Origin of the sequence: Enterovibrio makurazakiensis (genome assembly GCF_050336585.1) — a bacterium.
Taxonomy (GTDB): Bacteria; Pseudomonadota; Gammaproteobacteria; order Enterobacterales; family Vibrionaceae; genus Enterovibrio; species Enterovibrio gelatinilyticus.
Genome location: NZ_JAKJSE010000019.1, coordinates 121,909 through 144,491 on the forward strand (window position 1 = coordinate 121,909; position 22,583 = coordinate 144,491).

The 22,583-nt window shown below is 47.1% G+C and carries 40 protein-coding genes; 39 read left to right on the forward strand and 1 reads right to left on the reverse strand.

What is annotated here, in order from left to right:
* Nucleotides 1-67: 67 nt before the first annotated feature.
* The 39 genes from fkpA (at nucleotide 68) to rplQ (ending at nucleotide 22,319) form a co-directional block, all read left to right on the forward strand.
* Nucleotides 68-823: an FKBP-type peptidyl-prolyl cis-trans isomerase gene (gene fkpA, locus L4D06_RS15395; protein ID WP_429740337.1), complete on the forward strand. Its 756-nt coding sequence runs from the start codon at nucleotides 68-70 to the stop codon at nucleotides 821-823.
* Between the two features lie 195 nt (nucleotides 824-1,018).
* The gene (locus L4D06_RS15400) at nucleotides 1,019-1,741 is read left to right on the forward strand and encodes a helix-turn-helix transcriptional regulator (RefSeq protein ID WP_274167085.1); all 723 of its coding nucleotides are present in this window, start codon (nucleotides 1,019-1,021) and stop codon (nucleotides 1,739-1,741) included.
* Nucleotides 1,738-2,130, forward strand: coding sequence for a sulfurtransferase complex subunit TusD (tusD, locus tag L4D06_RS15405; RefSeq protein WP_429740338.1), 393 nt, complete (start codon nucleotides 1,738-1,740; stop codon nucleotides 2,128-2,130). Before L4D06_RS15400 ends, tusD begins: the two co-directional genes overlap by 4 nt.
* A gap of 10 nt (nucleotides 2,131-2,140) precedes the next feature.
* On the forward strand, nucleotides 2,141-2,497 hold the full coding sequence (tusC, locus tag L4D06_RS15410; RefSeq protein WP_429740339.1) for a sulfurtransferase complex subunit TusC: 357 nt from the start codon (nucleotides 2,141-2,143) through the stop codon (nucleotides 2,495-2,497).
* Between the two features lie 7 nt (nucleotides 2,498-2,504).
* The gene (gene tusB / locus L4D06_RS15415; protein WP_274167088.1) at nucleotides 2,505-2,798 is read left to right on the forward strand and encodes a sulfurtransferase complex subunit TusB; all 294 of its coding nucleotides are present in this window, start codon (nucleotides 2,505-2,507) and stop codon (nucleotides 2,796-2,798) included.
* Between the two features lie 179 nt (nucleotides 2,799-2,977).
* Complete coding sequence (gene rpsL, locus L4D06_RS15420; RefSeq protein ID WP_038181303.1) at nucleotides 2,978-3,352, forward strand: 30S ribosomal protein S12; 375 nt, start codon at nucleotides 2,978-2,980, stop codon at nucleotides 3,350-3,352.
* 97 nt (nucleotides 3,353-3,449) lie between these two features.
* Nucleotides 3,450-3,920 carry a 30S ribosomal protein S7 gene (gene rpsG / locus L4D06_RS15425; protein ID WP_028025941.1) on the forward strand — a complete coding sequence of 157 codons (471 nt, stop codon included), beginning with the start codon at nucleotides 3,450-3,452 and terminating at the stop codon, nucleotides 3,918-3,920.
* A 72-nt stretch (nucleotides 3,921-3,992) separates the two neighbouring features.
* Nucleotides 3,993-6,089, forward strand: a complete 2,097-nt coding sequence (fusA, locus tag L4D06_RS15430; protein WP_274167089.1) for an elongation factor G — start codon at nucleotides 3,993-3,995, stop codon at nucleotides 6,087-6,089.
* A gap of 100 nt (nucleotides 6,090-6,189) precedes the next feature.
* Entirely contained in the window at nucleotides 6,190-7,374 is a 1,185-nt protein-coding gene (tuf, locus tag L4D06_RS15435; RefSeq protein WP_163393212.1) for an elongation factor Tu, read from the forward strand.
* Nucleotides 7,375-7,574: 200 nt separating this feature from the next.
* Nucleotides 7,575-7,778, forward strand: a complete 204-nt coding sequence (locus L4D06_RS15440) for a (2Fe-2S)-binding protein (protein ID WP_274167049.1) — start codon at nucleotides 7,575-7,577, stop codon at nucleotides 7,776-7,778.
* Nucleotides 7,779-7,861: 83 nt separating this feature from the next.
* Nucleotides 7,862-8,341, forward strand: coding sequence for a bacterioferritin (gene bfr / locus L4D06_RS15445; RefSeq protein WP_274167048.1), 480 nt, complete (start codon nucleotides 7,862-7,864; stop codon nucleotides 8,339-8,341).
* Nucleotides 8,342-8,702: 361 nt separating this feature from the next.
* Complete coding sequence (gene rpsJ / locus L4D06_RS15450; protein ID WP_005501283.1) at nucleotides 8,703-9,014, forward strand: 30S ribosomal protein S10; 312 nt, start codon at nucleotides 8,703-8,705, stop codon at nucleotides 9,012-9,014.
* 15 nt (nucleotides 9,015-9,029) lie between these two features.
* Nucleotides 9,030-9,659 (forward strand): 50S ribosomal protein L3, encoded by a 630-nt coding sequence (gene rplC, locus L4D06_RS15455; protein ID WP_274167047.1) that lies wholly within the window; start codon nucleotides 9,030-9,032, stop codon nucleotides 9,657-9,659.
* Nucleotides 9,660-9,675: 16 nt separating this feature from the next.
* Nucleotides 9,676-10,278, forward strand: coding sequence for a 50S ribosomal protein L4 (rplD, locus tag L4D06_RS15460; protein ID WP_028024654.1), 603 nt, complete (start codon nucleotides 9,676-9,678; stop codon nucleotides 10,276-10,278).
* Nucleotides 10,275-10,577, forward strand: coding sequence for a 50S ribosomal protein L23 (gene rplW / locus L4D06_RS15465; RefSeq protein ID WP_016962013.1), 303 nt, complete (start codon nucleotides 10,275-10,277; stop codon nucleotides 10,575-10,577). Before rplD ends, rplW begins: the two co-directional genes overlap by 4 nt.
* 19 nt (nucleotides 10,578-10,596) lie before the next feature.
* Entirely contained in the window at nucleotides 10,597-11,421 is an 825-nt protein-coding gene (gene rplB / locus L4D06_RS15470) for a 50S ribosomal protein L2 (RefSeq protein ID WP_274167046.1), read from the forward strand.
* 18 nt (nucleotides 11,422-11,439) lie between these two features.
* Entirely contained in the window at nucleotides 11,440-11,718 is a 279-nt protein-coding gene (rpsS, locus tag L4D06_RS15475) for a 30S ribosomal protein S19 (RefSeq protein ID WP_016962015.1), read from the forward strand.
* An 11-nt stretch (nucleotides 11,719-11,729) separates the two neighbouring features.
* The gene (rplV, locus tag L4D06_RS15480; RefSeq protein ID WP_028024652.1) at nucleotides 11,730-12,062 is read left to right on the forward strand and encodes a 50S ribosomal protein L22; all 333 of its coding nucleotides are present in this window, start codon (nucleotides 11,730-11,732) and stop codon (nucleotides 12,060-12,062) included.
* 19 nt (nucleotides 12,063-12,081) lie between these two features.
* On the forward strand, nucleotides 12,082-12,771 hold the full coding sequence (gene rpsC / locus L4D06_RS15485) for a 30S ribosomal protein S3 (RefSeq protein ID WP_028024651.1): 690 nt from the start codon (nucleotides 12,082-12,084) through the stop codon (nucleotides 12,769-12,771).
* An 11-nt stretch (nucleotides 12,772-12,782) separates the two neighbouring features.
* A complete protein-coding gene (gene rplP, locus L4D06_RS15490; RefSeq protein ID WP_016962018.1) occupies nucleotides 12,783-13,193 on the forward strand; it encodes a 50S ribosomal protein L16 in 411 nt (136 codons plus the stop codon).
* Nucleotides 13,193-13,384 carry a 50S ribosomal protein L29 gene (gene rpmC / locus L4D06_RS15495; RefSeq protein ID WP_028024650.1) on the forward strand — a complete coding sequence of 64 codons (192 nt, stop codon included), beginning with the start codon at nucleotides 13,193-13,195 and terminating at the stop codon, nucleotides 13,382-13,384. The genes rplP and rpmC overlap by 1 nt, the downstream gene beginning before the upstream one ends.
* Nucleotides 13,384-13,638, forward strand: coding sequence for a 30S ribosomal protein S17 (gene rpsQ, locus L4D06_RS15500; RefSeq protein ID WP_028024649.1), 255 nt, complete (start codon nucleotides 13,384-13,386; stop codon nucleotides 13,636-13,638). The genes rpmC and rpsQ overlap by 1 nt, the downstream gene beginning before the upstream one ends.
* A gap of 160 nt (nucleotides 13,639-13,798) precedes the next feature.
* Complete coding sequence (rplN, locus tag L4D06_RS15505; protein WP_016962021.1) at nucleotides 13,799-14,170, forward strand: 50S ribosomal protein L14; 372 nt, start codon at nucleotides 13,799-13,801, stop codon at nucleotides 14,168-14,170.
* Nucleotides 14,171-14,183: 13 nt separating this feature from the next.
* Entirely contained in the window at nucleotides 14,184-14,498 is a 315-nt protein-coding gene (gene rplX / locus L4D06_RS15510) for a 50S ribosomal protein L24 (RefSeq protein WP_028024648.1), read from the forward strand.
* 14 nt (nucleotides 14,499-14,512) lie between these two features.
* Nucleotides 14,513-15,052 (forward strand): 50S ribosomal protein L5, encoded by a 540-nt coding sequence (rplE, locus tag L4D06_RS15515; RefSeq protein ID WP_028024647.1) that lies wholly within the window; start codon nucleotides 14,513-14,515, stop codon nucleotides 15,050-15,052.
* Nucleotides 15,053-15,069: 17 nt separating this feature from the next.
* Entirely contained in the window at nucleotides 15,070-15,375 is a 306-nt protein-coding gene (gene rpsN / locus L4D06_RS15520; RefSeq protein ID WP_274167045.1) for a 30S ribosomal protein S14, read from the forward strand.
* A gap of 23 nt (nucleotides 15,376-15,398) precedes the next feature.
* Complete coding sequence (rpsH, locus tag L4D06_RS15525) at nucleotides 15,399-15,791, forward strand: 30S ribosomal protein S8 (RefSeq protein WP_028024645.1); 393 nt, start codon at nucleotides 15,399-15,401, stop codon at nucleotides 15,789-15,791.
* Nucleotides 15,792-15,801: 10 nt separating this feature from the next.
* Nucleotides 15,802-16,335, forward strand: coding sequence for a 50S ribosomal protein L6 (gene rplF, locus L4D06_RS15530; protein ID WP_274167044.1), 534 nt, complete (start codon nucleotides 15,802-15,804; stop codon nucleotides 16,333-16,335).
* 9 nt (nucleotides 16,336-16,344) lie between these two features.
* Nucleotides 16,345-16,698, forward strand: coding sequence for a 50S ribosomal protein L18 (gene rplR, locus L4D06_RS15535; protein ID WP_028024643.1), 354 nt, complete (start codon nucleotides 16,345-16,347; stop codon nucleotides 16,696-16,698).
* A 13-nt stretch (nucleotides 16,699-16,711) separates the two neighbouring features.
* Entirely contained in the window at nucleotides 16,712-17,209 is a 498-nt protein-coding gene (gene rpsE, locus L4D06_RS15540; RefSeq protein WP_274167043.1) for a 30S ribosomal protein S5, read from the forward strand.
* 5 nt (nucleotides 17,210-17,214) lie between these two features.
* Nucleotides 17,215-17,394, forward strand: coding sequence for a 50S ribosomal protein L30 (gene rpmD / locus L4D06_RS15545; RefSeq protein WP_274167042.1), 180 nt, complete (start codon nucleotides 17,215-17,217; stop codon nucleotides 17,392-17,394).
* 4 nt (nucleotides 17,395-17,398) lie between these two features.
* A complete protein-coding gene (rplO, locus tag L4D06_RS15550; RefSeq protein WP_002541432.1) occupies nucleotides 17,399-17,833 on the forward strand; it encodes a 50S ribosomal protein L15 in 435 nt (144 codons plus the stop codon).
* A gap of 22 nt (nucleotides 17,834-17,855) precedes the next feature.
* The gene (gene secY / locus L4D06_RS15555; protein WP_028024641.1) at nucleotides 17,856-19,181 is read left to right on the forward strand and encodes a preprotein translocase subunit SecY; all 1,326 of its coding nucleotides are present in this window, start codon (nucleotides 17,856-17,858) and stop codon (nucleotides 19,179-19,181) included.
* 26 nt (nucleotides 19,182-19,207) lie between these two features.
* The gene (gene rpmJ / locus L4D06_RS15560; RefSeq protein ID WP_000868186.1) at nucleotides 19,208-19,321 is read left to right on the forward strand and encodes a 50S ribosomal protein L36; all 114 of its coding nucleotides are present in this window, start codon (nucleotides 19,208-19,210) and stop codon (nucleotides 19,319-19,321) included.
* Nucleotides 19,322-19,467: 146 nt separating this feature from the next.
* On the forward strand, nucleotides 19,468-19,824 hold the full coding sequence (gene rpsM / locus L4D06_RS15565; protein WP_028024640.1) for a 30S ribosomal protein S13: 357 nt from the start codon (nucleotides 19,468-19,470) through the stop codon (nucleotides 19,822-19,824).
* 19 nt (nucleotides 19,825-19,843) lie between these two features.
* On the forward strand, nucleotides 19,844-20,233 hold the full coding sequence (gene rpsK, locus L4D06_RS15570; protein WP_002541534.1) for a 30S ribosomal protein S11: 390 nt from the start codon (nucleotides 19,844-19,846) through the stop codon (nucleotides 20,231-20,233).
* 30 nt (nucleotides 20,234-20,263) lie between these two features.
* Nucleotides 20,264-20,884 (forward strand): 30S ribosomal protein S4, encoded by a 621-nt coding sequence (rpsD, locus tag L4D06_RS15575; RefSeq protein WP_274167041.1) that lies wholly within the window; start codon nucleotides 20,264-20,266, stop codon nucleotides 20,882-20,884.
* 23 nt (nucleotides 20,885-20,907) lie between these two features.
* Entirely contained in the window at nucleotides 20,908-21,897 is a 990-nt protein-coding gene (locus L4D06_RS15580; protein WP_028024638.1) for a DNA-directed RNA polymerase subunit alpha, read from the forward strand.
* A gap of 35 nt (nucleotides 21,898-21,932) precedes the next feature.
* A complete protein-coding gene (gene rplQ / locus L4D06_RS15585) occupies nucleotides 21,933-22,319 on the forward strand; it encodes a 50S ribosomal protein L17 (RefSeq protein ID WP_028024637.1) in 387 nt (128 codons plus the stop codon).
* 44 nt (nucleotides 22,320-22,363) lie between these two features.
* On the opposite strand, the gene L4D06_RS15590 is transcribed toward rplQ, so the two are convergent.
* Nucleotides 22,364-22,583: hypothetical protein (locus L4D06_RS15590; protein WP_429740340.1), on the reverse strand; the 220-nt coding region annotated here is incomplete at its 5' end.

Consider the following 22,583-nt stretch of genomic DNA (forward strand, 5'->3'; position numbering starts at 1 on the left):
GGGCTTTCGCATTGTTCTCGCGTAAGCGAATAAGAGAAATGTGGTTTTTATACCAACGGAGTAACGAATGAAATCAGTTTTTAAAGTGTCATTGCTAGCGGCAACCGTTGCATTGGCAGTCGGTTGTCAAGAAGACGCGAAAGAAGAAACAGCGAAAGTAGAAGCACCTGTGGCCGTTGAAACTGTCACCTTTGCGACCGAAGATGATAAAGCAGCCTACGCGATCGGTGCATCGTTGGCGCAATACCTAAAAGCGAACCTTGAGCAACAGAAAGAAATTGGTTTGGCATTGAGCTCTGATTTGGTTCTACAAGGTGTGCAAGACGCATTTTCAGATAAATCAAAACTGAGTGATGAAGAAGCGCAAGCTACGTTACAAGCGCTGGATCAGCGCGTGGCTGAGTTGGCACAAAAGCAAGCACAAGAAAGTGCTGCTGTGGCAGTTAAAGCGGGTGAAGAGTTCCGTGCACAGTTTGCGAAAACTGAAGGCGTAACAACCACTGACTCGGGCCTGATGTACCTTGTTGAAACCATGGGCGAGGGCGATAAGCCTGCAGCGGAAGACACTGTTGTTGTGCACTACAAAGGTACGCTGACTGATGGTAAGCAGTTTGATAGCTCGTATGATCGTAATCAACCAGCCACCTTCCCGCTTAATCGCGTGATCCCTGGTTGGACTGAAGGTGTTCAGTTGATGCCTGTTGGCTCTAAGTTTAAATTCGTTATTCCTTCAGAGTTGGCATATGGCGAGCAAGATACGCCAACCATTCCTGCTAACTCAACGCTGGTATTTGATGTTGAGCTACTAGAAATTAAAAAGTAATCATTACCGAACGAGCGCCACTGGATAGTGCCAGCTGTGATGTTCGCATTGGATTACTTGAAGCCCCGACTGTTGTCGGGGTTTTTATATCTTTTGAACCAAGTCTGTTAGACTTGTCGCTGTATTTTAAATATTGCAGATTTCGTTTATCTTTTGTCCGTTGATGAGCGAAAACTAACAAAAGGAAAGCAGGCCGTGGTATCAACAGACAGTTTGGGTTCAGATGTGATCGTCGACAGTGACTTTATCGAAAGTAATCCGTTCACAGAGCAAGACTACACAATCCTAAAGTCCTATGAAGCCGTTGTAGACGGTCTGGCTGCATTGATTGGCCAACACTGTGAAATCGTGTTGCACTCCCTCGAAGATTTAAATACGTCAGCGATTAAAATTGCTAACGGTGAAAATACAGGGCGTCAGGTAGGCTCACCGATCACTGACTTAGCGCTACGCATGTTGAGAGATATTGAAGGATCTGAGCGAAACTTCTCTCGCGCTTATTTCACGCGAGCGAAAGGGAATACCCTGATGAAGTCCATCACGGTAGCCATTCGTAATGGCGATAACCGAGTGATTGGATTGTTGTGTATCAATATCAACCTCGATGCCCCCTTCTCTCAAGTACTTCAAGCCTTTATGCCAACAGAAGAGGCCCGTCAGGCGGTATCCGCGGTTAACTTCGCGAGTGATGTTGATGAGCTTGTCGATCAAACCGTTGAGCGTACGATAGAAGAAATTAACGCGGATAAATCGGTCTCGAACAACACCAAGAATCGCCAGATTGTGATGGAGCTGTTTGATAAAGGTATTTTTGATATCAAAGATGCTATCAATCGCGTCGCGGATCGCCTCAATATTTCTAAACACACCGTGTATCTCTACATCCGTCAACGTAAAGGTGAGGACGGGGAAAGATGACACTCAACTATGTCATCGTGGTGAGTACACCTGTCTATGGGCGTCAGTCGTCAATGACAGCGTATCGTTTTGCCGAAACGCTCGTGGCGCAAGGGCATAAACTATCCAAAGTTTTTTTCTATCAAGATGGCGTGTCTAACGCCTCTTCGCTAACCGTGCCTGCGAATGATGAATTTGATTTGGTGTCGGCGTGGCAAGCATTGGCGAAAACTCATCAAGTAGAACTCGAAACCTGTGTTGCCGCTGCGCTTCGTCGTGGGCAAGTAGGCGAGGATGAAGCGAAGTTGCATGGCTTGTCTTCATCGAATATGGCGGACGGTTTTTCTCAAGCGGGACTAGGTTCACTATCTGAAGCGCTGCTTACTGCTGATCGCGTTATTCAATTTTGAGAGAGTGGACATGAAGAAATTAGGGTTTGTCTTTTCATCCGCACCACATGGTTCTGCTGGTGGGCGTGAAGGGCTTGATGCTGTGCTCGCCACCTCAAATTACAGCGAAGACATCACATTATTCTTTGTCGGTGATGGAGTGATGCAATTACTGGCGAATCAGCGTCCTGATAAAATAGGCTGCCGCGACTATATTTCTACGTTCAAAATGCTCTCCCTTTGTGATGTGGAAGAAATCTATGTGTGTAGCTCGTCATTGAAAGAGCGTGGATTGCATCAATCACCGTTGGTCATTGATGCAGAAATTGTGTCATCAACGACGATTTCCGAGCGACTTACTCAGTGCTCGAAAGTACTTCAGTTTTAAAGGACAGATGATGCTTCATACCGTCAGCTCTTCCCCTTTTTCATCCTCATCATTGAGCAATTGTCTGCGTTATTCTGACGTAAACAGTGAGATCTTACTGATCGAAGACGCCGTGATCGCCGCAATTGACAGCGGACAGTGGCAACAAACACTGACGTCGTGCGGACGCCGAATTTATGTGCTTCGCGAAGATGTAGTCGCGCGAGGTATAAATGAAGAAAACATTAAATCAGCAGAACTTGTTGATATTAAAGGTTTTGTGTCGCTAACCGAGCGGCATGTCACGCAAATGAAATGGTGAATTTCGCCACTTTCGACTAGCGTAAAAGTTCAGGATTGCAGCGTTTACAATTTGCGCGATGCAAAGATCGTTGTATAAATCTTGACACCTAAATAGACCACGCCTAAAATTTCGCGTCCCTACTTTTGTGGGGCATAGATTTTTCACACTTATACGTAAGTAATATCAGGAGCTATTTAATGGCAACTATCAACCAGCTGGTACGTAAACCACGCGTTAAGCAAGTTGCGAAAAGCAACGTGCCTGCGTTGGAAGCGTGTCCGCAAAAACGTGGTGTTTGTACTCGTGTTTACACTACCACGCCTAAAAAACCTAACTCGGCTCTACGTAAAGTTTGCCGTGTTCGCCTGACTAACGGTTTTGAAGTAACTTCATACATCGGCGGTGAAGGCCACAACCTGCAAGAGCACAGCGTTGTTCTTATCCGCGGCGGTCGTGTAAAAGACCTTCCAGGTGTGCGTTACCACACCGTTCGTGGTGCACTTGACTGTGCAGGCGTTAACGACCGTAAACAAGGTCGTTCTAAGTACGGTGTGAAACGTCCGAAGTCTTAATGGAATCCGTTAAGTAAGGCCAAACACTAATTAATTTGTAATTTTGAAAAAACTGAAAAGTTTTGGATAAAACCTGAAGAAGACAACGGAGAATTCCATGCCACGTCGTCGCGTAATTGGTCAGCGTAAAATCCTTCCGGATCCTAAGTTCGGATCAGAACTGCTGGCAAAATTTGTAAACATCGTAATGGTTGACGGTAAAAAGTCGACTGCAGAAAAAATCGTTTATGGTGCACTAGACATCATGGCAGAGCGTTCTGGTAAAGAGCACCTGTCTGTGTTTGAAACAGCTCTTGAAAACGTACGCCCTGCGGTAGAGGTTAAATCTCGCCGTGTTGGTGGTTCAACTTACCAAGTACCAGTAGAAGTTCGTCCGGTTCGCCGTAACGCACTTGCTATGCGTTGGTTGGTTGAAGCAGCGCGTAAGCGTGGTGAAAAATCTATGGCTCAACGTCTAGCTAACGAAATGCTAGATGCATCTGAGAACAAAGGTACTGCGGTTAAGAAACGTGAAGACGTTCACCGTATGGCTGACGCTAACAAAGCGTTTGCTCATTACCGCTGGTAATACCTTTTTAGGCGCGGCATCTGCCGCGCCTAAACCACATTCTAAGGTTGACCTTAGTAAGAGGATACTACTGTGGCTCGTAAGACCCCTATTGAGCGCTACCGTAACATCGGTATTTGTGCTCACGTAGACGCAGGTAAAACTACAACAACAGAGCGTATCCTGTTTTATACCGGTCTTTCTCATAAAATTGGTGAAGTGCACGATGGTGCCGCAACCATGGACTGGATGGAGCAGGAGCAGGAACGTGGTATCACTATCACATCCGCTGCGACTACAACCTTCTGGCATGGTATGGATGCACAATTCGCTGAGCATCGCATCAATATCATCGATACCCCAGGACACGTTGATTTCACCATTGAAGTCGAACGTTCTTTGCGCGTATTGGATGGTGCAGTCGTTGTATTCTGTGGCTCTTCTGGTGTTGAACCTCAGTCTGAGACTGTTTGGCGTCAAGCCGACAAATATCAAGTTCCTCGTATGGTTTTCGTCAATAAGATGGACCGTACAGGCGCAGACTTCTTGCGCGTAGTTAATCAAATTAAAGATCGACTAGGTGCTAATCCTGTTCCAATTCATTTGAATATTGGTTCAGAAGATGAGTTTCGCGGTGTTATCGACCTTATTAAAATGAAGGCGATAAACTGGAATGAAGCTGATCAAGGGATGACCTTCAGTTACGAAGAGATCCCTGCGGACATGCAAGAGTTAGCAGAAGAGTGGCATCAAAACCTAATTGAAGCGGCTGCTGAAGCAAACGAAGAGCTGATGGACAAATACCTCGAAGATGGGGAATTGACAGAAGCCGAAATCAAGCAAGCATTGCGTGAACGCACCCTAAACAACGAAATCGTACTGGCAACTTGTGGTTCTGCATTTAAGAACAAAGGTGTTCAGGCGGTGCTAGATGCTGTTGTTGAATACCTTCCTTCACCAGTTGACGTGAAAGCGATCAATGGTGAAGACGAAGATGGCAATGTGATCGACCGTCATGCAGACGATAACGAACCATTCGCAGCACTAGCATTCAAAATCGCCACTGACCCATTTGTTGGTACGTTAACCTTCCTGCGTGTTTACTCAGGTGTGGTGAATACTGGCGACACAGTTTATAACTCTGTGAAGCAAAAGCGTGAGCGCTTTGGCCGTATCGTTCAGATGCACTCGAATAAACGCGAAGAGATCAAAGAGATCCGCGCGGGTGACATCGCGGCGGCAATTGGTCTGAAAGACGTGACGACGGGTGACACCCTTTGTGCACTAGAATCTAAAGTGATTCTTGAGCGCATGGAGTTCCCTGAGCCGGTTATTCAGATCGCCGTAGAGCCTCGCTCACAAGCTGATCAAGAAAAAATGGGTATCGCGCTGGGTAAACTGGCGGCAGAAGACCCATCATTCCGCGTTGAAACGGATATAGAGTCAGGACAAACCCTGATCTCTGGTATGGGCGAGTTGCACCTCGACATCATTGTCGATCGCATGCGCCGCGAATTCAGCGTTGAATGTAATGTAGGTAAGCCTCAGGTGGCATACCGTGAAACCATCCGTGGTAATGCTGAAGTCGAAGGCAAGTTCGTTAAGCAATCAGGTGGTCGCGGTCAGTATGGTCATGTATGGATCAAACTGGAGCCGTCTGAACTCGGCGAAGGCTTTGTCTTCGTTGATGAAATCGTTGGTGGTTCAGTACCAAAAGAATACATCAGTTCAGTGTCTAAGGGCATTGAAGAGCAGATGAGTAGTGGTGTCCTTGCCGGTTACCCAGTACTTGACGTAAAAGCCACCTTGTTCGATGGCTCTTATCATGATGTTGACTCCAACGAAATGGCGTTTAAAATCGCTGCATCTATGGCCTTTAAGAAAGGAGCGCTCGAAGCGCAACCTGTTATTCTTGAGCCAATGATGAAAGTGGAAATCACCACTCCAGAAGACTGGATGGGTGATGTAGTGGGTGACTTGAATCGCCGCCGTGGTTTGATTTCCGGTATGGATGAAGGTCCTGCTGGTTTGAGAATCATTCGCGCACAAGTACCGCTGGCTGAGATGTTTGGTTACGCAACTGACTTGCGTTCAGCGACTCAGGGCCGCGCATCTTACTCTATGGAATTCAGCGAATACGCTGATGTTCCAAAGAATGTTGCTGACTCAATCATCGCACAGCGTTGTTGATTAGTAGCTTTGATGTTGGCATTGTTCGCCAGCATTGATAAAAACTTCTGATCGCACTTACGACGGTAGGTGCGACTCATAACTAGGAAGGAACACGATCGTGTCTAAAGAAAAATTTGAACGTACGAAACCGCACGTAAACGTTGGTACTATCGGCCACGTTGACCACGGTAAAACTACTCTAACTGCAGCAATCTGTACTGTACTTTCTAAAGTATACGGCGGTTCTGCACGTGACTTCGCATCTATCGATAACGCTCCAGAAGAGCGCGAGCGCGGTATCACTATCTCTACGTCACACGTAGAATACGATACTCCTKCYCGTCACTACGCACACGTAGACTGCCCAGGACACGCGGATTATGTTAAAAACATGATCACCGGTGCTGCGCAAATGGACGGTGGTATCCTAGTTGTTGCTGCAACTGATGGTCCTATGCCACAGACTCGTGAGCACATCCTTYTAGGTCGCCAAGTTGGTATTCCTTACATCCTTGTTTTCATGAACAAGTGTGACATGGTTGACGACGAAGAGCTTCTAGAGTTGGTTGAGATGGAAGTTCGTGAACTTCTTTCTGAGTAYGACTTCCCAGGCGACGATTGCCCAGTAATTCAAGGTTCTGCACTAGGTGCATTGAACGGCGAAGAGCAGTGGGAAGCGAAAATTGTTGAGCTAGCTGAAGCACTGGATTCTTACATCCCAGAGCCAGAGCGTGCTATCGACAAGCCATTCATCCTGCCAATCGAAGACGTATTCTCAATCCAAGGCCGTGGTACTGTTGTAACAGGTCGTGTTGAGCAAGGTATCGTACGTGTAGGTGACGAAGTTGCTATCGTTGGTATCGTAGACACCATCACCACTACTTGTACTGGTGTTGAGATGTTCCGTAAACTTCTTGACGAAGGCCGTGCTGGTGAGAACGTTGGTGTTCTTCTACGTGGTACTAAGCGTGAYGAAGTTCAACGTGGTCAAGTACTGGCTAAGCCTGGTTCAATCACTCCACACACTACTTTCACTTCAGAAATCTACGTTCTGTCGAAAGATGAAGGCGGCCGTCATACTCCGTTCTTCAAAGGCTACCGTCCACAGTTCTACTTCCGTACAACTGACGTGACCGGTACTATCGAACTGCCAGAAGGCGTTGAGATGGTAATGCCTGGTGATAACATTTCTATGACTGTTACTCTAATCGCGCCAATCGCGATGGACGAAGGTCTACGTTTTGCTATCCGTGAAGGTGGCCGTACTGTAGGTGCGGGTGTTGTTGCTAAGATCGTTGCTTAATTTTAAGCTTCGGTAGCACAATGCAAAAAAAAGGACGCTTCGGCGTCCTTTTTTAATGCCTGTTTTTCAATAAGTAATAATGATGGCTAAGGAAACAACGGTTTTCCTGTTACTAAATGCCCAGTTCAATCGATAAATACAATTTGTAATGTGAACTATTCTCGTTTACATTCTCATGGTGGGTTGTTGAGAGAGTTGTTATGTACGTTTGTTTGTGCCACGGAATATCCGATAAGAAAATCAAGAAACTTGCTTTCGAGCAGGGGATTACTGATATCCAAGGTATTCGTCGAATCACCCCATTGGGCTCTCAATGTGGAAAGTGTATTCGCCCAACAAAAGAATTGCTTAATGAACTCTCTACCGAATTATCTACCTTAGCGATGTTTAAACAGGCCAGTTAAAATAACGGCTGTGTCCCAATAGCGCGATTGACAGCGCCTTGAACAGTTCTACATTTAGTAGATGCTGAAAAGGAGCGAGCGCGATGAAATCTGATCCTAAAATCATCCAACACCTCAACAAAGCCCTTGGTAATGAACTCATTGCCATCAACCAATATTTCCTTCATGCCCGAATGTACAAAGACTGGGGACTAAAAGTTCTCGCAGATAAAGAGTATGAAGAGTCGATCGATGAAATGAAACACGCTGATGATCTGATTGAGCGAATATTGTTCCTTGAAGGCATTCCCAATTTACAAGACCTAGGCAAACTTCGCATCGGAGAAGATACGCAAGAAATGCTTGAGTGTGACTTAGCGTTAGAGATGGATGCCATTCCTGATCTGAGAGATGCTATTGAGTATGCCGAAAGTGTTCGTGACTACGTATCTCGTGATTTGTTTAACCATATCCTCGAAGATGAAGAAGAACATGTCGATTGGTTAGAAACACAACTCGGTTTAATCGATAAAGTCGGTATTCAAAACTACAACCAAGCACAGATGATTGAGGCTGAAGAATAAGGGCGTTGAATGAGCAATTGAAATGACGCCAGCCCAGACAAAACGTGTGCTGTGATTAATTTTTAAACGGCACTTGCAAAGCGTTTTGTGATCTGTATAATGCCCGCACTGCCTGAGACAAAATGTTCTCGTAAGTGCAGTTGTGAACCAATGAGCACAGGAGGAAGACTAGTCGTCGTAGGCTTTTAGCTTGATTAGTCAGTAATGTATACTCCGCTTATGTTCGCAGTCATGTTAAATGGCTGACAATGTATCAAATATTGATACTACGGTTTCACATAAATCAATCGGCATTCCCTCGTTTTAATGAGGTAGAGTGGCGATATTGTTTGTGTAATTTTTTAATTTGGAGCTCTGTCTAATGCAGAACCAACGTATCCGTATCCGCCTGAAGGCTTTCGATCATCGTTTGATCGACCAGTCTACTGCGGAAATCGTTGAAACCGCAAAGCGCACTGGTGCGCAGGTTCGTGGTCCTATTCCACTGCCAACTCGCAAAGAGCGTTTCACCGTTCTTATCTCTCCGCACGTCAACAAAGATGCACGTGATCAGTACGAAATTCGTACTCACAAGCGTCTGATCGACATCGTTGAGCCAACAGATAAAACTGTTGACGCTCTGATGCGTCTTGACCTTGCTGCGGGCGTTGATGTTCAAATCAGCCTGGGTTAAGAGGGGATTTAAGTAATGATTGGTCTAGTCGGTCGTAAAGTAGGCATGACTCGCATCTTCACTGAAGAAGGCGTTTCTATCCCTGTAACCGTTGTAGAAGTAGAAACTAACCGTGTAACTCAGGTACGTACTCCTGAAGTAGATGGTTACTCTGCTATCCAAGTAACTTCAGGCGCTAAGAAAGCAAGCCGCGTAACTAAGCCAGAAGCTGGTCACTTTGCGAAAGCAGGTGTAGAAGCTGGTCGCGGTCTGTGGGAATTCCGTCTGAATAGTGGTGAAGAGTTCGAAGTTGGCGCTGAGCTAAACGTAGATCTGTTCGCAGAAATTAAGAAAGTTGACGTTACTGGTACATCTAAAGGTAAGGGTTTCCAAGGCGCTGTTAAGCGTTGGAACTTCCGTACTCAAGATATGACCCATGGTAACTCTTTGTCTCACCGTGCACCGGGTTCAATTGGCCAATGTCAAACTCCAGGCCGTGTATTCAAAGGCAAAAAAATGGCAGGTCACATGGGTGCTGAGCAGGTAACTACTCAAAACCTAGAGATCGTACGTGTTGATGCTGAGCGCAAACTGTTACTTATTAAAGGTGCAGTCCCTGGTGCTACTGGTAGCAACGTGATCGTTAAACCAGCCGTTAAAGCGTAACGTCGAGGAGTTAGTAATGGAATTGGTAGTCAAAGGCGCTGATGCGCTAACTGTCTCCGAAACTACCTTCGGGCGTGAATACAACGAAGCCCTGGTACACCAGGTAGTCGTTGCATACGCAGCAGGTGCCCGTCAGGGTACTCGCGCTCAGAAAACCCGTTCAGATGTACGCGGTGGTGGTGCTAAGCCATGGCGTCAGAAGGGTACTGGCCGCGCCCGTGCAGGTACAATCCGTAGCCCAATTTGGCGCTCGGGTGGTGTAACTTTCGCAGCTCGTCCACAGGACCACAGCCAGAAAGTTAACAAGAAAATGTACCGTGGTGCTCTTAAGAGCATTCTGTCTGAGCTAGTTCGTCAAGATCGTTTGATCGTTGTTGACAACTTCTCTGTAGAAGCTCCAAAGACCAAAGAGCTAATCGTCAAGCTGAAAGAGCTTGAACTGACTGAAGCTCTGATCGTAACTGCAGAAGTTGATGAAAATCTGTTCCTTGCGGCACGTAACTTGTACAAAGTTGACGTACGTGATGCAGCAGGCATCGACCCAGTTAGCCTGATCGCTTTCGACAAAGTAGTGATGACTGCAGCAGCAGTTAAACAAGTTGAGGAGATGCTGGGATGATCACTGAAGAGCGTATTCTTAAAGTTCTACGTGCTCCGCACATCTCTGAAAAAGCAACCATGGCTGCTGAAAACGGTAACACTATCGTTTTCAAAGTAGCAATGACTGCAACTAAGAAAGAGATCAAAGCGGCAGTTGAGAAACTGTTCGAAGTTGAAGTTAAGTCTGTAAATACTCTTATCACTAAGGGTAAGACCAAACGTCAAGGTGCTCGCCAAGGTCGTCGTTCAGACGTCAAAAAAGCGTACGTTATCTTGAAAGAAGGTCAAGACATCGACTTCGCTGGCGGCGCTGAGTAAGACGGAGGAGTATTAAAAAATGGCAATTGTTAAATGTAAGCCTACTTCACCGGGTCGTCGTCACGTTGTTAAAGTTGTTAACGCTGACCTGTACAAGGGTAAGCCTTACGCACCGCTTCTGGAGAAAAACCAGAAGTCAGGCGGTCGTAACAACAACGGTCGTATCACAGTACGTCACATCGGTGGTGGTCATAAGCAACACTACCGTGTAATTGACTTCAAACGTACTAAAGACGGCATCCCAGCGAAAGTTGAGCGCCTGGAATACGATCCAAACCGCAGTGCAAACATTGCACTGGTTCTGTACGCAGACGGTGAGCGTCGTTACATCATTGCACCTAAAGGCCTGAAAGCTGGTGACCAGATTCAATCTGGCGCTGATGCTGCGATCAAAGCAGGTAACACCCTGCCAATGCGCAACATCCCAGTAGGTTCAACTGTTCACTGTGTTGAACTGAAGCCTGGTAAAGGTGCACAGCTGGCTCGTTCAGCTGGTGCATACGCACAAATCGTTGCTCGCGATGGCGCATACGTAACTATTCGTTTGCGTTCTGGCGAAATGCGTAAGGTTCTTTCTGAAGGTCGTGCGACCATCGGTGAAGTTGGTAACGCAGAACACATGCTGCGTGAATTGGGTAAAGCTGGTGCAACTCGTTGGAAAGGCGTTCGTCCTACCGTACGTGGTGTAGCAATGAACCCAGTGGATCACCCACACGGTGGTGGTGAAGGTCGTACATCAGGCGGTCGTCACCCAGTATCACCTTGGGGTATGCCAACTAAGGGCTTCAAAACCCGTAAGAACAAACGTACCGACAAGTACATCGTACGTCGTCGTAACAAGTAATTTTAAAGAGGATACGCCATGCCACGTTCTCTCAAGAAAGGTCCATTTATTGACCTGCACTTGCTGAAGAAGGTAGAGAAAGCGTTGGAAAGCGGTGACAAAAAGCCTGTTAAGACTTGGTCCCGTCGTTCAATGATCATCCCTCAGATGATCGGTTTGACCATCGCTGTCCATAATGGTCGTCAGCACGTACCTGTTTTCGTCACTGAAGAGATGATCGGTCACAAGCTGGGCGAATTTGCACCAACACGTACTTATCGCGGCCATGCTGCAGATAAGAAAGCTAAGAAGCGTTAAGGAGTTAAGATATGGAAGCTATTGCTAAACATCGCTTTGCTCGTATTTCGCCTCAAAAAGCACGTTTGGTTGCAGACCAAGTGCGCGGTAAAAACGTTGCACAAGCTCTAGAAGTTCTGACTTTCAGCGACAAAAAAGCTGCTGAACTGATCAAGAAAGTTCTGGAGTCTGCTATCGCAAACGCCGAGCATAACGAAGGTGCTGACATTGATGATTTGAATGTCGCAAAAATCTTTGTTGACGAAGGTCCAGTCATGAAGCGCATTATGCCTCGTGCAAAAGGCCGTGCCGATCGCATCTTGAAGCGTTCTAGCCACATCACTGTTGTTGTAGCAGACCGCTAAGAGACGAGGAGAGAAAGCAATGGGTCAAAAAGTACATCCTAATGGTATTCGTCTTGGCATTTGTAAGCCTTGGAATTCCACCTGGTTTGCTAACAGCCAAGATTTCGCTGACAATCTAGACGGCGACTTCAAGGTACGTCAGTTCCTAACAAATGAACTGAAAAAAGCGTCTATTTCTCGCATCGTTATCGAGCGTCCTGCGAAGAGCATCCGTGTGACAATTCACACTGCTCGTCCAGGTGTTGTTATCGGTAAGAAAGGCGAAGACGTAGAAAAACTACGCGCTCGCGTTGCTCAACTAGCCGGTGTACCTGCACAAATCAACATTGCAGAAGTACGCAAGCCAGAGCTTGATGCTCAGCTGGTTGGTGACAGCATCGCTTCTCAGCTAGAGCGTCGTGTTATGTTCCGTCGCGCTATGAAGCGTGCGGTACAAAACGCAATGCGTCTAGGTGCCAAGGGTATTAAAGTGGAAGTAAGCGGCCGTCTTGGCGGTGCTGAAATCGCTCGTACCGAGTGGTACCGTGAAGGTCGTGTGCCATTGCACACCCTTCGTGCTGATATTGATTACGCAACTTCTTCGGCTCACACCACTTACGGTGTAATTGGTATTAAAGTTTGGATCTTCAAAGGTGAAGTTCTAGGCGGCATGCCAGTTGCTGAGCCACAGGCTGATAAGCCTAAGAAGCAGCGTAAAGGCCGTAAGTAAGGAGTCTATCGATGCTTCAACCAAAACGTACTAAGTTCCGCAAGGCTTTTAAAGGTCGTAACCGCGGTCTTGCTGCCGGTACTGACGTAAGCTTCGGTACCTTCGGCCTTAAAGCTGTTGGTCGTGGTCGTATCACTGCTCGTCAGATCGAAGCTGCACGTCGTGCTATGACTCGTCACATTAAGCGTCAGGGTCAAATCTGGATCCGTGTCTTCCCAGACAAGCCGATCACTACTAAACCTCTGGAAGTTCGTCAGGGTAAAGGTAAGGGTTCTGTAAGTTACTGGGTTGCACAAATTCAACCAGGTAAAGTCCTGTACGAGATGGATGGTGTTTCTGAAACCCTAGCTCGCGAAGCATTCGAGCTAGCTTCACGTAAACTACCAATCAAAACCACTTTCGTAACTAAGGCGGTGATGTGATGAAAGCACAAGAACTTCGCGAAAAGAGCGTAGAACAGCTGAATGAAGAACTGCTGGGTCTGCTGCGTGAGCAATTCAACCTGCGCATGCAAGCGGCTACTGGTCAACTTCAGCAGACTCACACTCTGAAGACTGTTCGTCGTGATATCGCACGTGTTAAAACCGTTCTGAACCAGAAGGGCAACGCATAATGAGCGACCAAATCCGTACTCAACAAGGCCTTGTAGTTAGCGACAAAGGCGATAAGTCTATTGTTGTTGCAATTGAGCGCCAGGTGAAACACCCGATCTACGGTAAGTTCATCAAGCGTACAACTAAACTACATGTTCACGATGAAAACAACGAATGCGCCCAAGGCGATACCGTTGAAGTTCGTGAGTGTCGTCCACTGTCTAAGACTAAGTCTTGGACTCTGGTACGCGTAGTTGAGAAAGCACGCCTGTAAGGGTAACTTTCCAACGGTTAAAAATAAAACGGCTCCATCTCTGGGGCCGTTTATTTTTTATCTATTCATCTTTAAAAAATAGTGTTATTATTCGCCGCCCTTGTAATGAGGCAGCCCGACCCGAGATGGGTCTAGATGTAATAACAGCGGAGCACTAACCATGATCCAAATGCAAAGTATGCTGGATGCAGCCGACAACTCCGGCGCTCGCAGTGTAATGTGTATTAAGGTGCTGGGTGGTTCACACCGTCGCTACGCCCATATCGGCGATGTCATCAAAGTTACCGTGAAGGATGCAATCCCACGCGGTAAAGTAAAAAAAGGTGACGTTCTGAAGGCGGTTGTAGTTCGCACCCGTAAAGGCGTTCGTCGTCCAGACGGTTCTGTCATTCGCTTCGACCGTAATGCTTGCGTGTTGTTGAACGACAATACTGAGCAACCAATCGGTACTCGTATCTTTGGCCCTGTGACACGTGAGCTTCGTGGCGATAAGTTCATGAAGATTGTGTCTCTGGCGCCTGAAGTTCTGTAAGGAGCGGTTTAAAATGGCAGCTAAAATCCGTCGTGAAGACGAAATTATCGTTCTTGTTGGTAAAGACAAAGGCAAGAAAGGTAAAGTATCTAAGGTACTGACTACCGGTAAGGTTATCGTTGAAGGTATCAACCTAGTTAAGAAACACCAGAAGCCAGTTCCGGCAATGGGTGTTCAAGGCGGCATCGTTGAAAAAGAAGCTGCACTTGACGTTTCTAACGTGGCTATCTACAACGCGGCAACTGGTAAAGCAGACCGTGTAGGCTTCCGATTTGAAGACGGCAAAAAAGTTCGTTTCTTCAAGTCGAATGGCGAAACTATTAAGTAAGTTGGAGTAGTACTATGGCGAAACTGCATGATTACTACAAAGAGACTGTTGTAAAAGAGCTTGCTCAAAAGTTCGAATACAAGAGTATCATGCAAGTCCCAAGGATCGAAAAGATCACCCTGAACATGGGTGTGGGCGAAGCGATCAACGATAAAAAACTGCTTGAGAACGCAGCTTCAGATATGACCACAATTACTGGTCAGAAGCCGCTTATCACTAAAGCACGTAAATCTGTTGCTGGCTTCAAGATCCGAGAGGGCTACCCTATCGGCTGTAAAGTAACCCTGCGTGGCGAGCGTATGTGGGATTTCTTTGAGCGTTTGATTTCAATCGCTCTACCACGTGTGCGTGACTTCCGTGGCGTAAGTTCGAAATCTTTCGACGGTCGCGGTAACTACAGCATGGGCGTTCGTGAGCAAATCATCTTCCCAGAGATCGATTACGATAAAGTAGATCGTATTCGTGGTCTTGATATTACTATCACGACTACCGCGGCGACTGATGAGGAAGGTCAAGCTCTGCTGGCTGCCTTTAACTTCCCATTCCGTAAGTAAGGTGAAGGGTTACTGTAATGGCTAAGCAATCAATGAAAGCGCGCGAAGTAAAACGCGCGAAACTGGTAGCAAAGTTCGCTGAAAAGCGTGCTGCATTTAAAGCTATCATTAAAAACGTGAACGCGACTGAAGAAGAGCGTTGGGACGCAGTCCTGAAGCTTCAAACTTTACCGCGTGATTCTTCCAAGTCTCGTCAGCGTAATCGTTGTAACCAGACTGGGCGTCCACATGGCTACCTACGTAAATTCGGCCTTAGCCGAATCAAGGTCCGTGAAGCTTGCATGAAAGGCGAGATTCCGGGTCTGCGTAAGGCGAGCTGGTAATTGAATCACGGGAGTAAAGACTTATGAGCATGCAAGATCCGATCTCGGATATGCTGACCCGCCTTCGTAACGGTCAGACAGCGGCGAAAGTTGCTGTTAAAATGCCTTCGTCAAAGCTAAAAGTGGCAATTGCTGAGCTACTTAAGGCTGAAGGTTATGTGGCTGACTACGCTGTAACAAGCGATGTTAAGCCAGAACTGGAAGTGACTTTGAAATACTTCGAAGCGAACCCAGTTATCGAGCAAATCCAACGTGTAAGCCGTCCAGGTCTGCGCATCTATAAGAAAAAAGATGCACTGCCTTCTGTAATGGGTGGTCTGGGTATTGCTGTAGTATCAACTTCTAAAGGTTTGATGACCGACCGTGCCGCTCGCAAAGCGGGTCTTGGCGGTGAGATCATCTGCTACGTAGCTTAAGGAGTAGGAAATGTCTCGTGTTGCAAAAGCACCCGTAGTAATTCCTGCCGGCGTAGAGGTGAACCTTAACGGTCAGGAAATCACTGTAAAAGGTAGCAAAGGCGAATTGTCCCGAGTTATCAACAACGCAGTGGTAGTAAGCCAAGAAGACAACGCTGTGAAGTTTGCGCCGCGCGAAGGTATTGTGAAGGCTAACGCCCAAGCAGGTACTGCACGTGCACTAGTAAACAACATGGTTGTTGGTGTTACTGAAGGCTTTACCAAGAAACTGATCCTGAAAGGTGTTGGTTATCGTGCGTCAATCAAGGGTAACGCAGTAGCTCTAACTTTGGGCTTCTCTCACCCGGTTGAACATGACCTGCCTGCAGGCATCAAGGCAGAATGCCCAAGCCAAACTGAAATTGTTTTGACTGGTACAGACAAGCAATTAGTTGGTCAAGTAGCTGCTGACATCCGCGCATACCGTCAACCTGAGCCTTACAAAGGCAAAGGTGTTCGTTACTCTGACGAAGTCGTGCGTACTAAAGAAGCTAAGAAGAAGTAAGGTAACACTATGGATAAGAAAATTGCTCGTATCCGTCGTGCGACCCGAGCGCGTCGCAAGATTGCTGAACTGGGTGCGACTCGCCTAGTGGTGCACCGTACTCCACGTCACGTGTACGCACAGGTTATCGCAGCTAATGGCTCTGAAGTTATCGCAGCTGCTTCTACCGTAGAAAAAGCGATCCGTGATCAAGTGAAGAGTACCGGTAACAAAGACGCTGCAGCGGCTGTTGGTAAAGCAGTAGCTGAACGTGCGTTGGAAAAAGGCATCGAATCAGTTGCTTTTGACCGCTCCGGTTTCCAATACCACGGCCGCGTGGCTGCACTGGCAGATGCTGCCCGTGAAGCTGGTCTGAAATTCTAAGGTAGGCGGAAAGATGGCTAACGAAAAACAACAAAGTGATTTGCAAGAGAAGCTGATTGCTGTTAACCGTGTTTCTAAAACGGTTAAAGGTGGTCGCATCTTTAGCTTCACCGCTCTTACTGTAGTTGGTGATGGCAATGGTCGCGTAGGTTTCGGTTACGGCAAAGCCCGTGAAGTACCTGCCGCTATCCAAAAATCAATGGAAAAAGCGCGCCGTAACATGGTTACTATCGCGTTGAACGACGGTACTCTGCACCACGCTGTTAAAGGTCGCCACACTGGTTCTAAAGTGTACATGCAGCCTGCTTCAGAAGGTACAGGTATCATCGCCGGTGGTGCGATGCGTGCGGTACTAGAAGTTGCGGGTGTTCGCAACGTTCTGGCGAAAGCATACGGTTCTACTAACCCAATCAACATCGTTCGTGCAACGATTCTTGGTTTGGGTGGTATGAAGTCTCCAGAAATGGTTGCTGCTAAACGCGGTATGCCTGTAAACGAAATTCTGGGGTAATCGACATGGCTAATACTATTAAAGTAACTCAGACACGTAGCTCTATCGGTCGTTTGCCGAAGCATAAAGCTACACTGCGTGGCTTGGGCCTACGTCGCATCAACCACACTGTTGAGCTTGAAGATACTGCTTGCGTACGCGGCATGATCAATCAAGTTTACTACATGGTCAAAGTGGAGGAGTAATCACATGCGTTTGAATACTCTATCTCCGGCTGCGGGTTCTAAGCCTTCTAAGAAGCGCGTAGGCCGTGGTATCGGTTCAGGCCTGGGCAAAACTGGTGGCCGCGGTCACAAAGGTCAGAAATCACGTTCAGGTGGTTCTGTACGCCCAGGTTTCGAAGGCGGTCAAATGCCTTTGAAACAACGTCTGCCAAAATTTGGTTTTACTTCTCGCAAGAGCCTAACTGCAGCAGAAGTTCGTCTAAGCGAACTAGCTAAAGTTGAAGGTGACGTAGTGAGCCTTGAGACATTGAAAGCGGCTAACGTTATCACTAAAGACATCCGTACGGCGAAAATCGTACTGTCTGGTGAAATCGCGCGTTCAGTGACTGTTAAAGGTCTTCGCGTTACCAAAGGTGCTCAGGCTGCAATTGAAGCTGCTGGCGGTAAAATCGAGGAATAACTAGCTCGAGGACGAGGTACAGATGGCAAAACAACCAGGACAAAATTTTAGTAGTGCAAAAGGTGGACTTGCGGAACTCAAAACCCGTCTACTGTTTGTGGTAGGTGCGTTATTGGTTTTCCGTGCCGGCTCTTTTGTACCAATTCCTGGTATTGACGCTGCTGTACTTGCCGATTTGTTCGAACAGCAACAAGGTACCATCATTGAACTGTTTAACATGTTCTCTGGTGGTGCTCTTGAGCGTGCTTCTATCCTAGCATTGGGTATCATGCCGTATATTTCGGCATCGATTATCGTACAATTGCTAACGGTAGTTCATCCAGCCTTGGCTGAGTTGAAAAAAGAAGGGGAGTCTGGTCGTCGTAAGATTAGCCAGTATACCCGCTACGGCACGCTAGTACTGGCAACCTTCCAAGCGATTGGTATCGCTACAGGGTTGCCAAGTATGATTCCAGGTCTTGTGGTTAACCCAGGGTTTGGATTCTACTTCACTGCTGTTGTGAGTTTGGTTACCGGCACCATGTTCTTGATGTGGTTAGGTGAGCAGATCACTGAGCGAGGTATCGGTAACGGTATTTCCTTGATTATTTTCACGGGTATCGTTGCAGGATTACCGTCCGCTATCGGACAGACAGCGGAGCAAGCGCGTCAAGGTGAATTGCACGTGCTTCTTCTTCTGTTGATTGCGGTAATTGCATTCGCAGTAATTGCGTTCGTAGTGTTCATGGAGCGTGGTCAACGTCGTATCGTCGTTAACTATGCAAAACGTCAGCAAGGCCGTCGTGTTTTTGCTGCGCAGAGCACTCACTTGCCATTGAAAGTTAATATGGCAGGCGTAATTCCAGCGATTTTTGCATCAAGTATTATCCTGTTCCCAGGCACTTTGGCTCAATGGTTTGGACAAAGTGAGCAGCTGGGCTGGCTGGCGGATGTGTCTCTGGCACTGAGCCCTGGTCAACCACTGTATGTAATTCTTTATGCTGCAGCGATTATCTTTTTCTGTTTCTTCTACACGGCGTTGGTTTTCAACCCGCGTGAGACAGCAGACAATCTGAAGAAGTCTGGTGCATTCGTACCTGGTATTCGCCCGGGCGAGCAGACTGCAAAGTATATAGATAAAGTAATGACTCGACTTACCCTTGCGGGTGCGTTGTATATCACCTTTATCTGTCTGATCCCCGAGTTCATGATGATTGCTTGGAATGTACGCTTTTATTTCGGCGGGACTTCCCTACTAATCGTAGTTGTAGTGATTATGGACTTTATGGCTCAAGTTCAGACACACCTGATGTCTCAACAATATGAGTCCGTGTTGAAGAAAGCCAATCTGAAAGGCTATGGCCGATAACAGATTGACATCTACGGAGTTTAGCAATGAAAGTTCGTGCTTCCGTTAAGAAAATCTGCCGTAACTGTAAAGTAATCAAGCGTAACGGTGTCGTTCGCGTGATTTGCAGTGAGCCAAAGCACAAGCAGCGCCAAGGCTAATAGCAGAATATTTTTCTTGCAAAATTTAGGCAGGGTGGCTACATTAGCCACCCACCTTTTGTGTGTGCAAAAGAAGTGGTATAGCCGCTGCGTATCCTCAACGGGCTCTGCAGCGGTTCTTCTTGAAAAAGTACTAGGAGTGAATAGTGGCCCGTATTGCAGGCATTAACATTCCTGATCATAAGCATGCCGTTATCGCATTGACTGCGATTTTCGGTATCGGTAAAACCCGTTCAAAAGCTATTTTGGCTGAGACTGGTATTGCTGAAAGCATTAAGATCAGTGAACTAACTGAAGAGCAGATCGATCTACTGCGTGATGGCGTTGCCAAGTACACTGTAGAAGGTGATCTACGTCGTGAAGTTTCAATGAACATCAAGCGTCTTATGGACCTTGGTTGTTACCGCGGTTTGCGTCATCGTCGCAGCTTGCCACTACGTGGCCAGCGTACGAAGACCAATGCTCGTACCCGTAAGGGTCCGCGCAAACCGATCAAGAAATAATCGGGGTAGGTGATTACTAATGGCTAAACAACCAAATCGCGCACGTAAACGCGTACGCAAGCAAGTTGCTGATGGCGTAGCGCATATCCATGCGTCTTTCAACAACACAATCGTTACCATTACTGACCGTCAAGGTAATGCTCTTGCATGGGCAACTGCAGGTGGTTCTGGTTTCCGCGGTTCTCGTAAATCAACTCCGTTCGCTGCACAGGTTGCTGCTGAGCGTTGTGGTGAGATGGCTAAAGAATATGGCCTTAAGAACCTGGAAGTTATGGTTAAGGGTCCTGGTCCAGGCCGTGAATCTACGATTCGCGCTCTGAACGCGGCTGGTTTCCGTATCACAAACATTGTTGATGCGACTCCAATCCCACATAACGGTTGTCGTCCACCTAAGAAACGTCGCGTATAACGCTGTTTCTTAGTATTCTGGAGAAAGATCATGGCAAGATATTTGGGTCCTAAGCTGAAGCTTAGCCGTCGCGAAGGTACTGACTTGTTCCTAAAGTCAGGCGTACGCGCGATTGATACCAAGTGTAAAATTGACAACGCCCCAGGCGTGCACGGCGCTCGTCGCGGTCGTCTGTCTGAATACGGCGTTCAGCTTCGTGAGAAGCAAAAAGTTCGTCGCATTTATGGCGTTCTTGAAAAGCAATTCCGTAACTACTATCAAGAAGCTGCTCGCATTAAAGGCAACACAGGTGAAAACCTGCTGCAACTTCTAGAAGGTCGTCTGGACAACGTAGTTTACCGTATGGGCTTTGGTGCTACTCGCGCTGAATCACGCCAGCTGGTAAGCCACAAGGCGATCCTAGTTAACGGCAAAGTGGTTAACGTTCCTTCTTTCAAGGTAACGGCTAATGACGTTGTTAGCATTCGCGAGAAAGCTAAGAACCAAGCACGCATTAAGGCAGCACTTGAAATTGCTGCTCAGCGCGAGCTGCCAACTTGGATCGAAGTAGACAGCAACAAAATGGAAGGCACTTTCAAGCGCCTACCAGAGCGTTCAGATTTGTCTGCTGACATCAACGAACACCTGATCGTCGAGCTTTACTCTAAGTAAAGCTAAACTAAAGAGAGGACACAATGCAGGGTTCTGTAACAGAATTTCTTAAGCCGCGTCTAGTTGACATCGAACAAGTAAGCTCGACGCACGCAAAAGTAACTCTTGAGCCGCTAGAGCGTGGCTTTGGTCACACCCTAGGCAATGCTCTACGTCGCATCCTACTGTCGTCTATGCCTGGTTGCGCAGTGACAGAAGTAGAGATTGATGGCGTGTTGCACGAGTACAGCACCAAAGAGGGTGTACAGGAAGATATCCTGGAGATCCTACTTAACCTTAAAGGCCTGGCCGTTAAGGTAGAGGGTAAAGATGAAGTTATCCTTACTCTTACTAAGTCTGGTGCGGGCCCTGTTGTTGCAGGCGACATCACCCACGACGGTGGTGTTGAGATTGCGAACCCAGAACACGTAATCTGCCATCTAACTGATTCTAATGCTGAAATTAGTATGCGAATCAAGGTAGAACGTGGTCGCGGCTATGTACCAGCGTCAGCCCGTATTCACACTGAAGAAGACGAGCGCCCTATCGGCCGTCTACTTGTTGATGCGACGTTCAGCCCAGTAGACCGTATTGCTTACAATGTTGAAGCAGCACGTGTTGAACAGCGTACCGATCTAGACAAGTTGGTTATCGATATGGAAACCAATGGTACTCTTGATCCTGAGGAAGCTATCCGTCGTGCAGCAACAATTCTTGCTGAACAACTGGATGCATTCGTAGATCTTCGTGATGTACGAGTTCCTGAAGAGAAAGAAGAGAAGCCAGAGTTCGATCCGATCCTACTGCGTCCTGTAGACGATCTGGAACTAACTGTTCGCTCTGCTAACTGTTTGAAAGCAGAAGCGATCCACTACATCGGTGATCTGGTACAGCGTACCGAGGTTGAGCTTCTTAAGACGCCAAACCTTGGTAAAAAGTCTTTGACTGAAATTAAAGACGTGCTGGCTTCACGTGGTCTGTCTCTAGGCATGCGCCTAGAAAACTGGCCGCCAGCATCAATCGCTGAAGATTAATCAGATTCTGATTACTTAGTTAGAAGGATTAGGTCATGCGCCATCGTAAGAGTGGTCGTCAACTCAATCGCAACAGCAGTCATCGTAAAGCGATGTTCAGCAACATGGCTAGCTCTCTGGTAACTCACGAAGTTATCAAAACTACTTTGCCTAAAGCAAAAGAGCTGCGTCGCGTAATTGAGCCATTGATTACCCTAGCAAAGATCGACAGTGTTGCTAACCGTCGTCTTGCATTCGCTCGCACTCGTAACGACGAAGTTGTAGCGAAGCTGTTCAACGAACTAGGTCCACGTTTTGCCTCTCGTGCAGGCGGTTACACTCGCATTCTTAAATGCGGTGTTCGCGCAGGCGATAAAGCCCCTATGGCTTACATCGAGTTGGTAGACCGTCCTGAGCAATCTGCTGAGGAAGCTGCTGAATAAGCACGCGGAACCTATCGGTAAAAAGCCAGGCATTGCCTGGCTTTTTATTTATCTAAATGTTGTAAGTTCGTAACGTTAGTTTTGTCTCCTCGCTTCCTACTCAGGCCAAACTCATCAATTTTCGTTTGACTGCTATATAAAGAAGAGCAACGCTTTTCTACATCTACATCTACATCTACATCTACATCTACATCTACATCTACATCTACATCTACATCTACATCTACATCTACATCTACATCTACATCTACATCTACATCTACA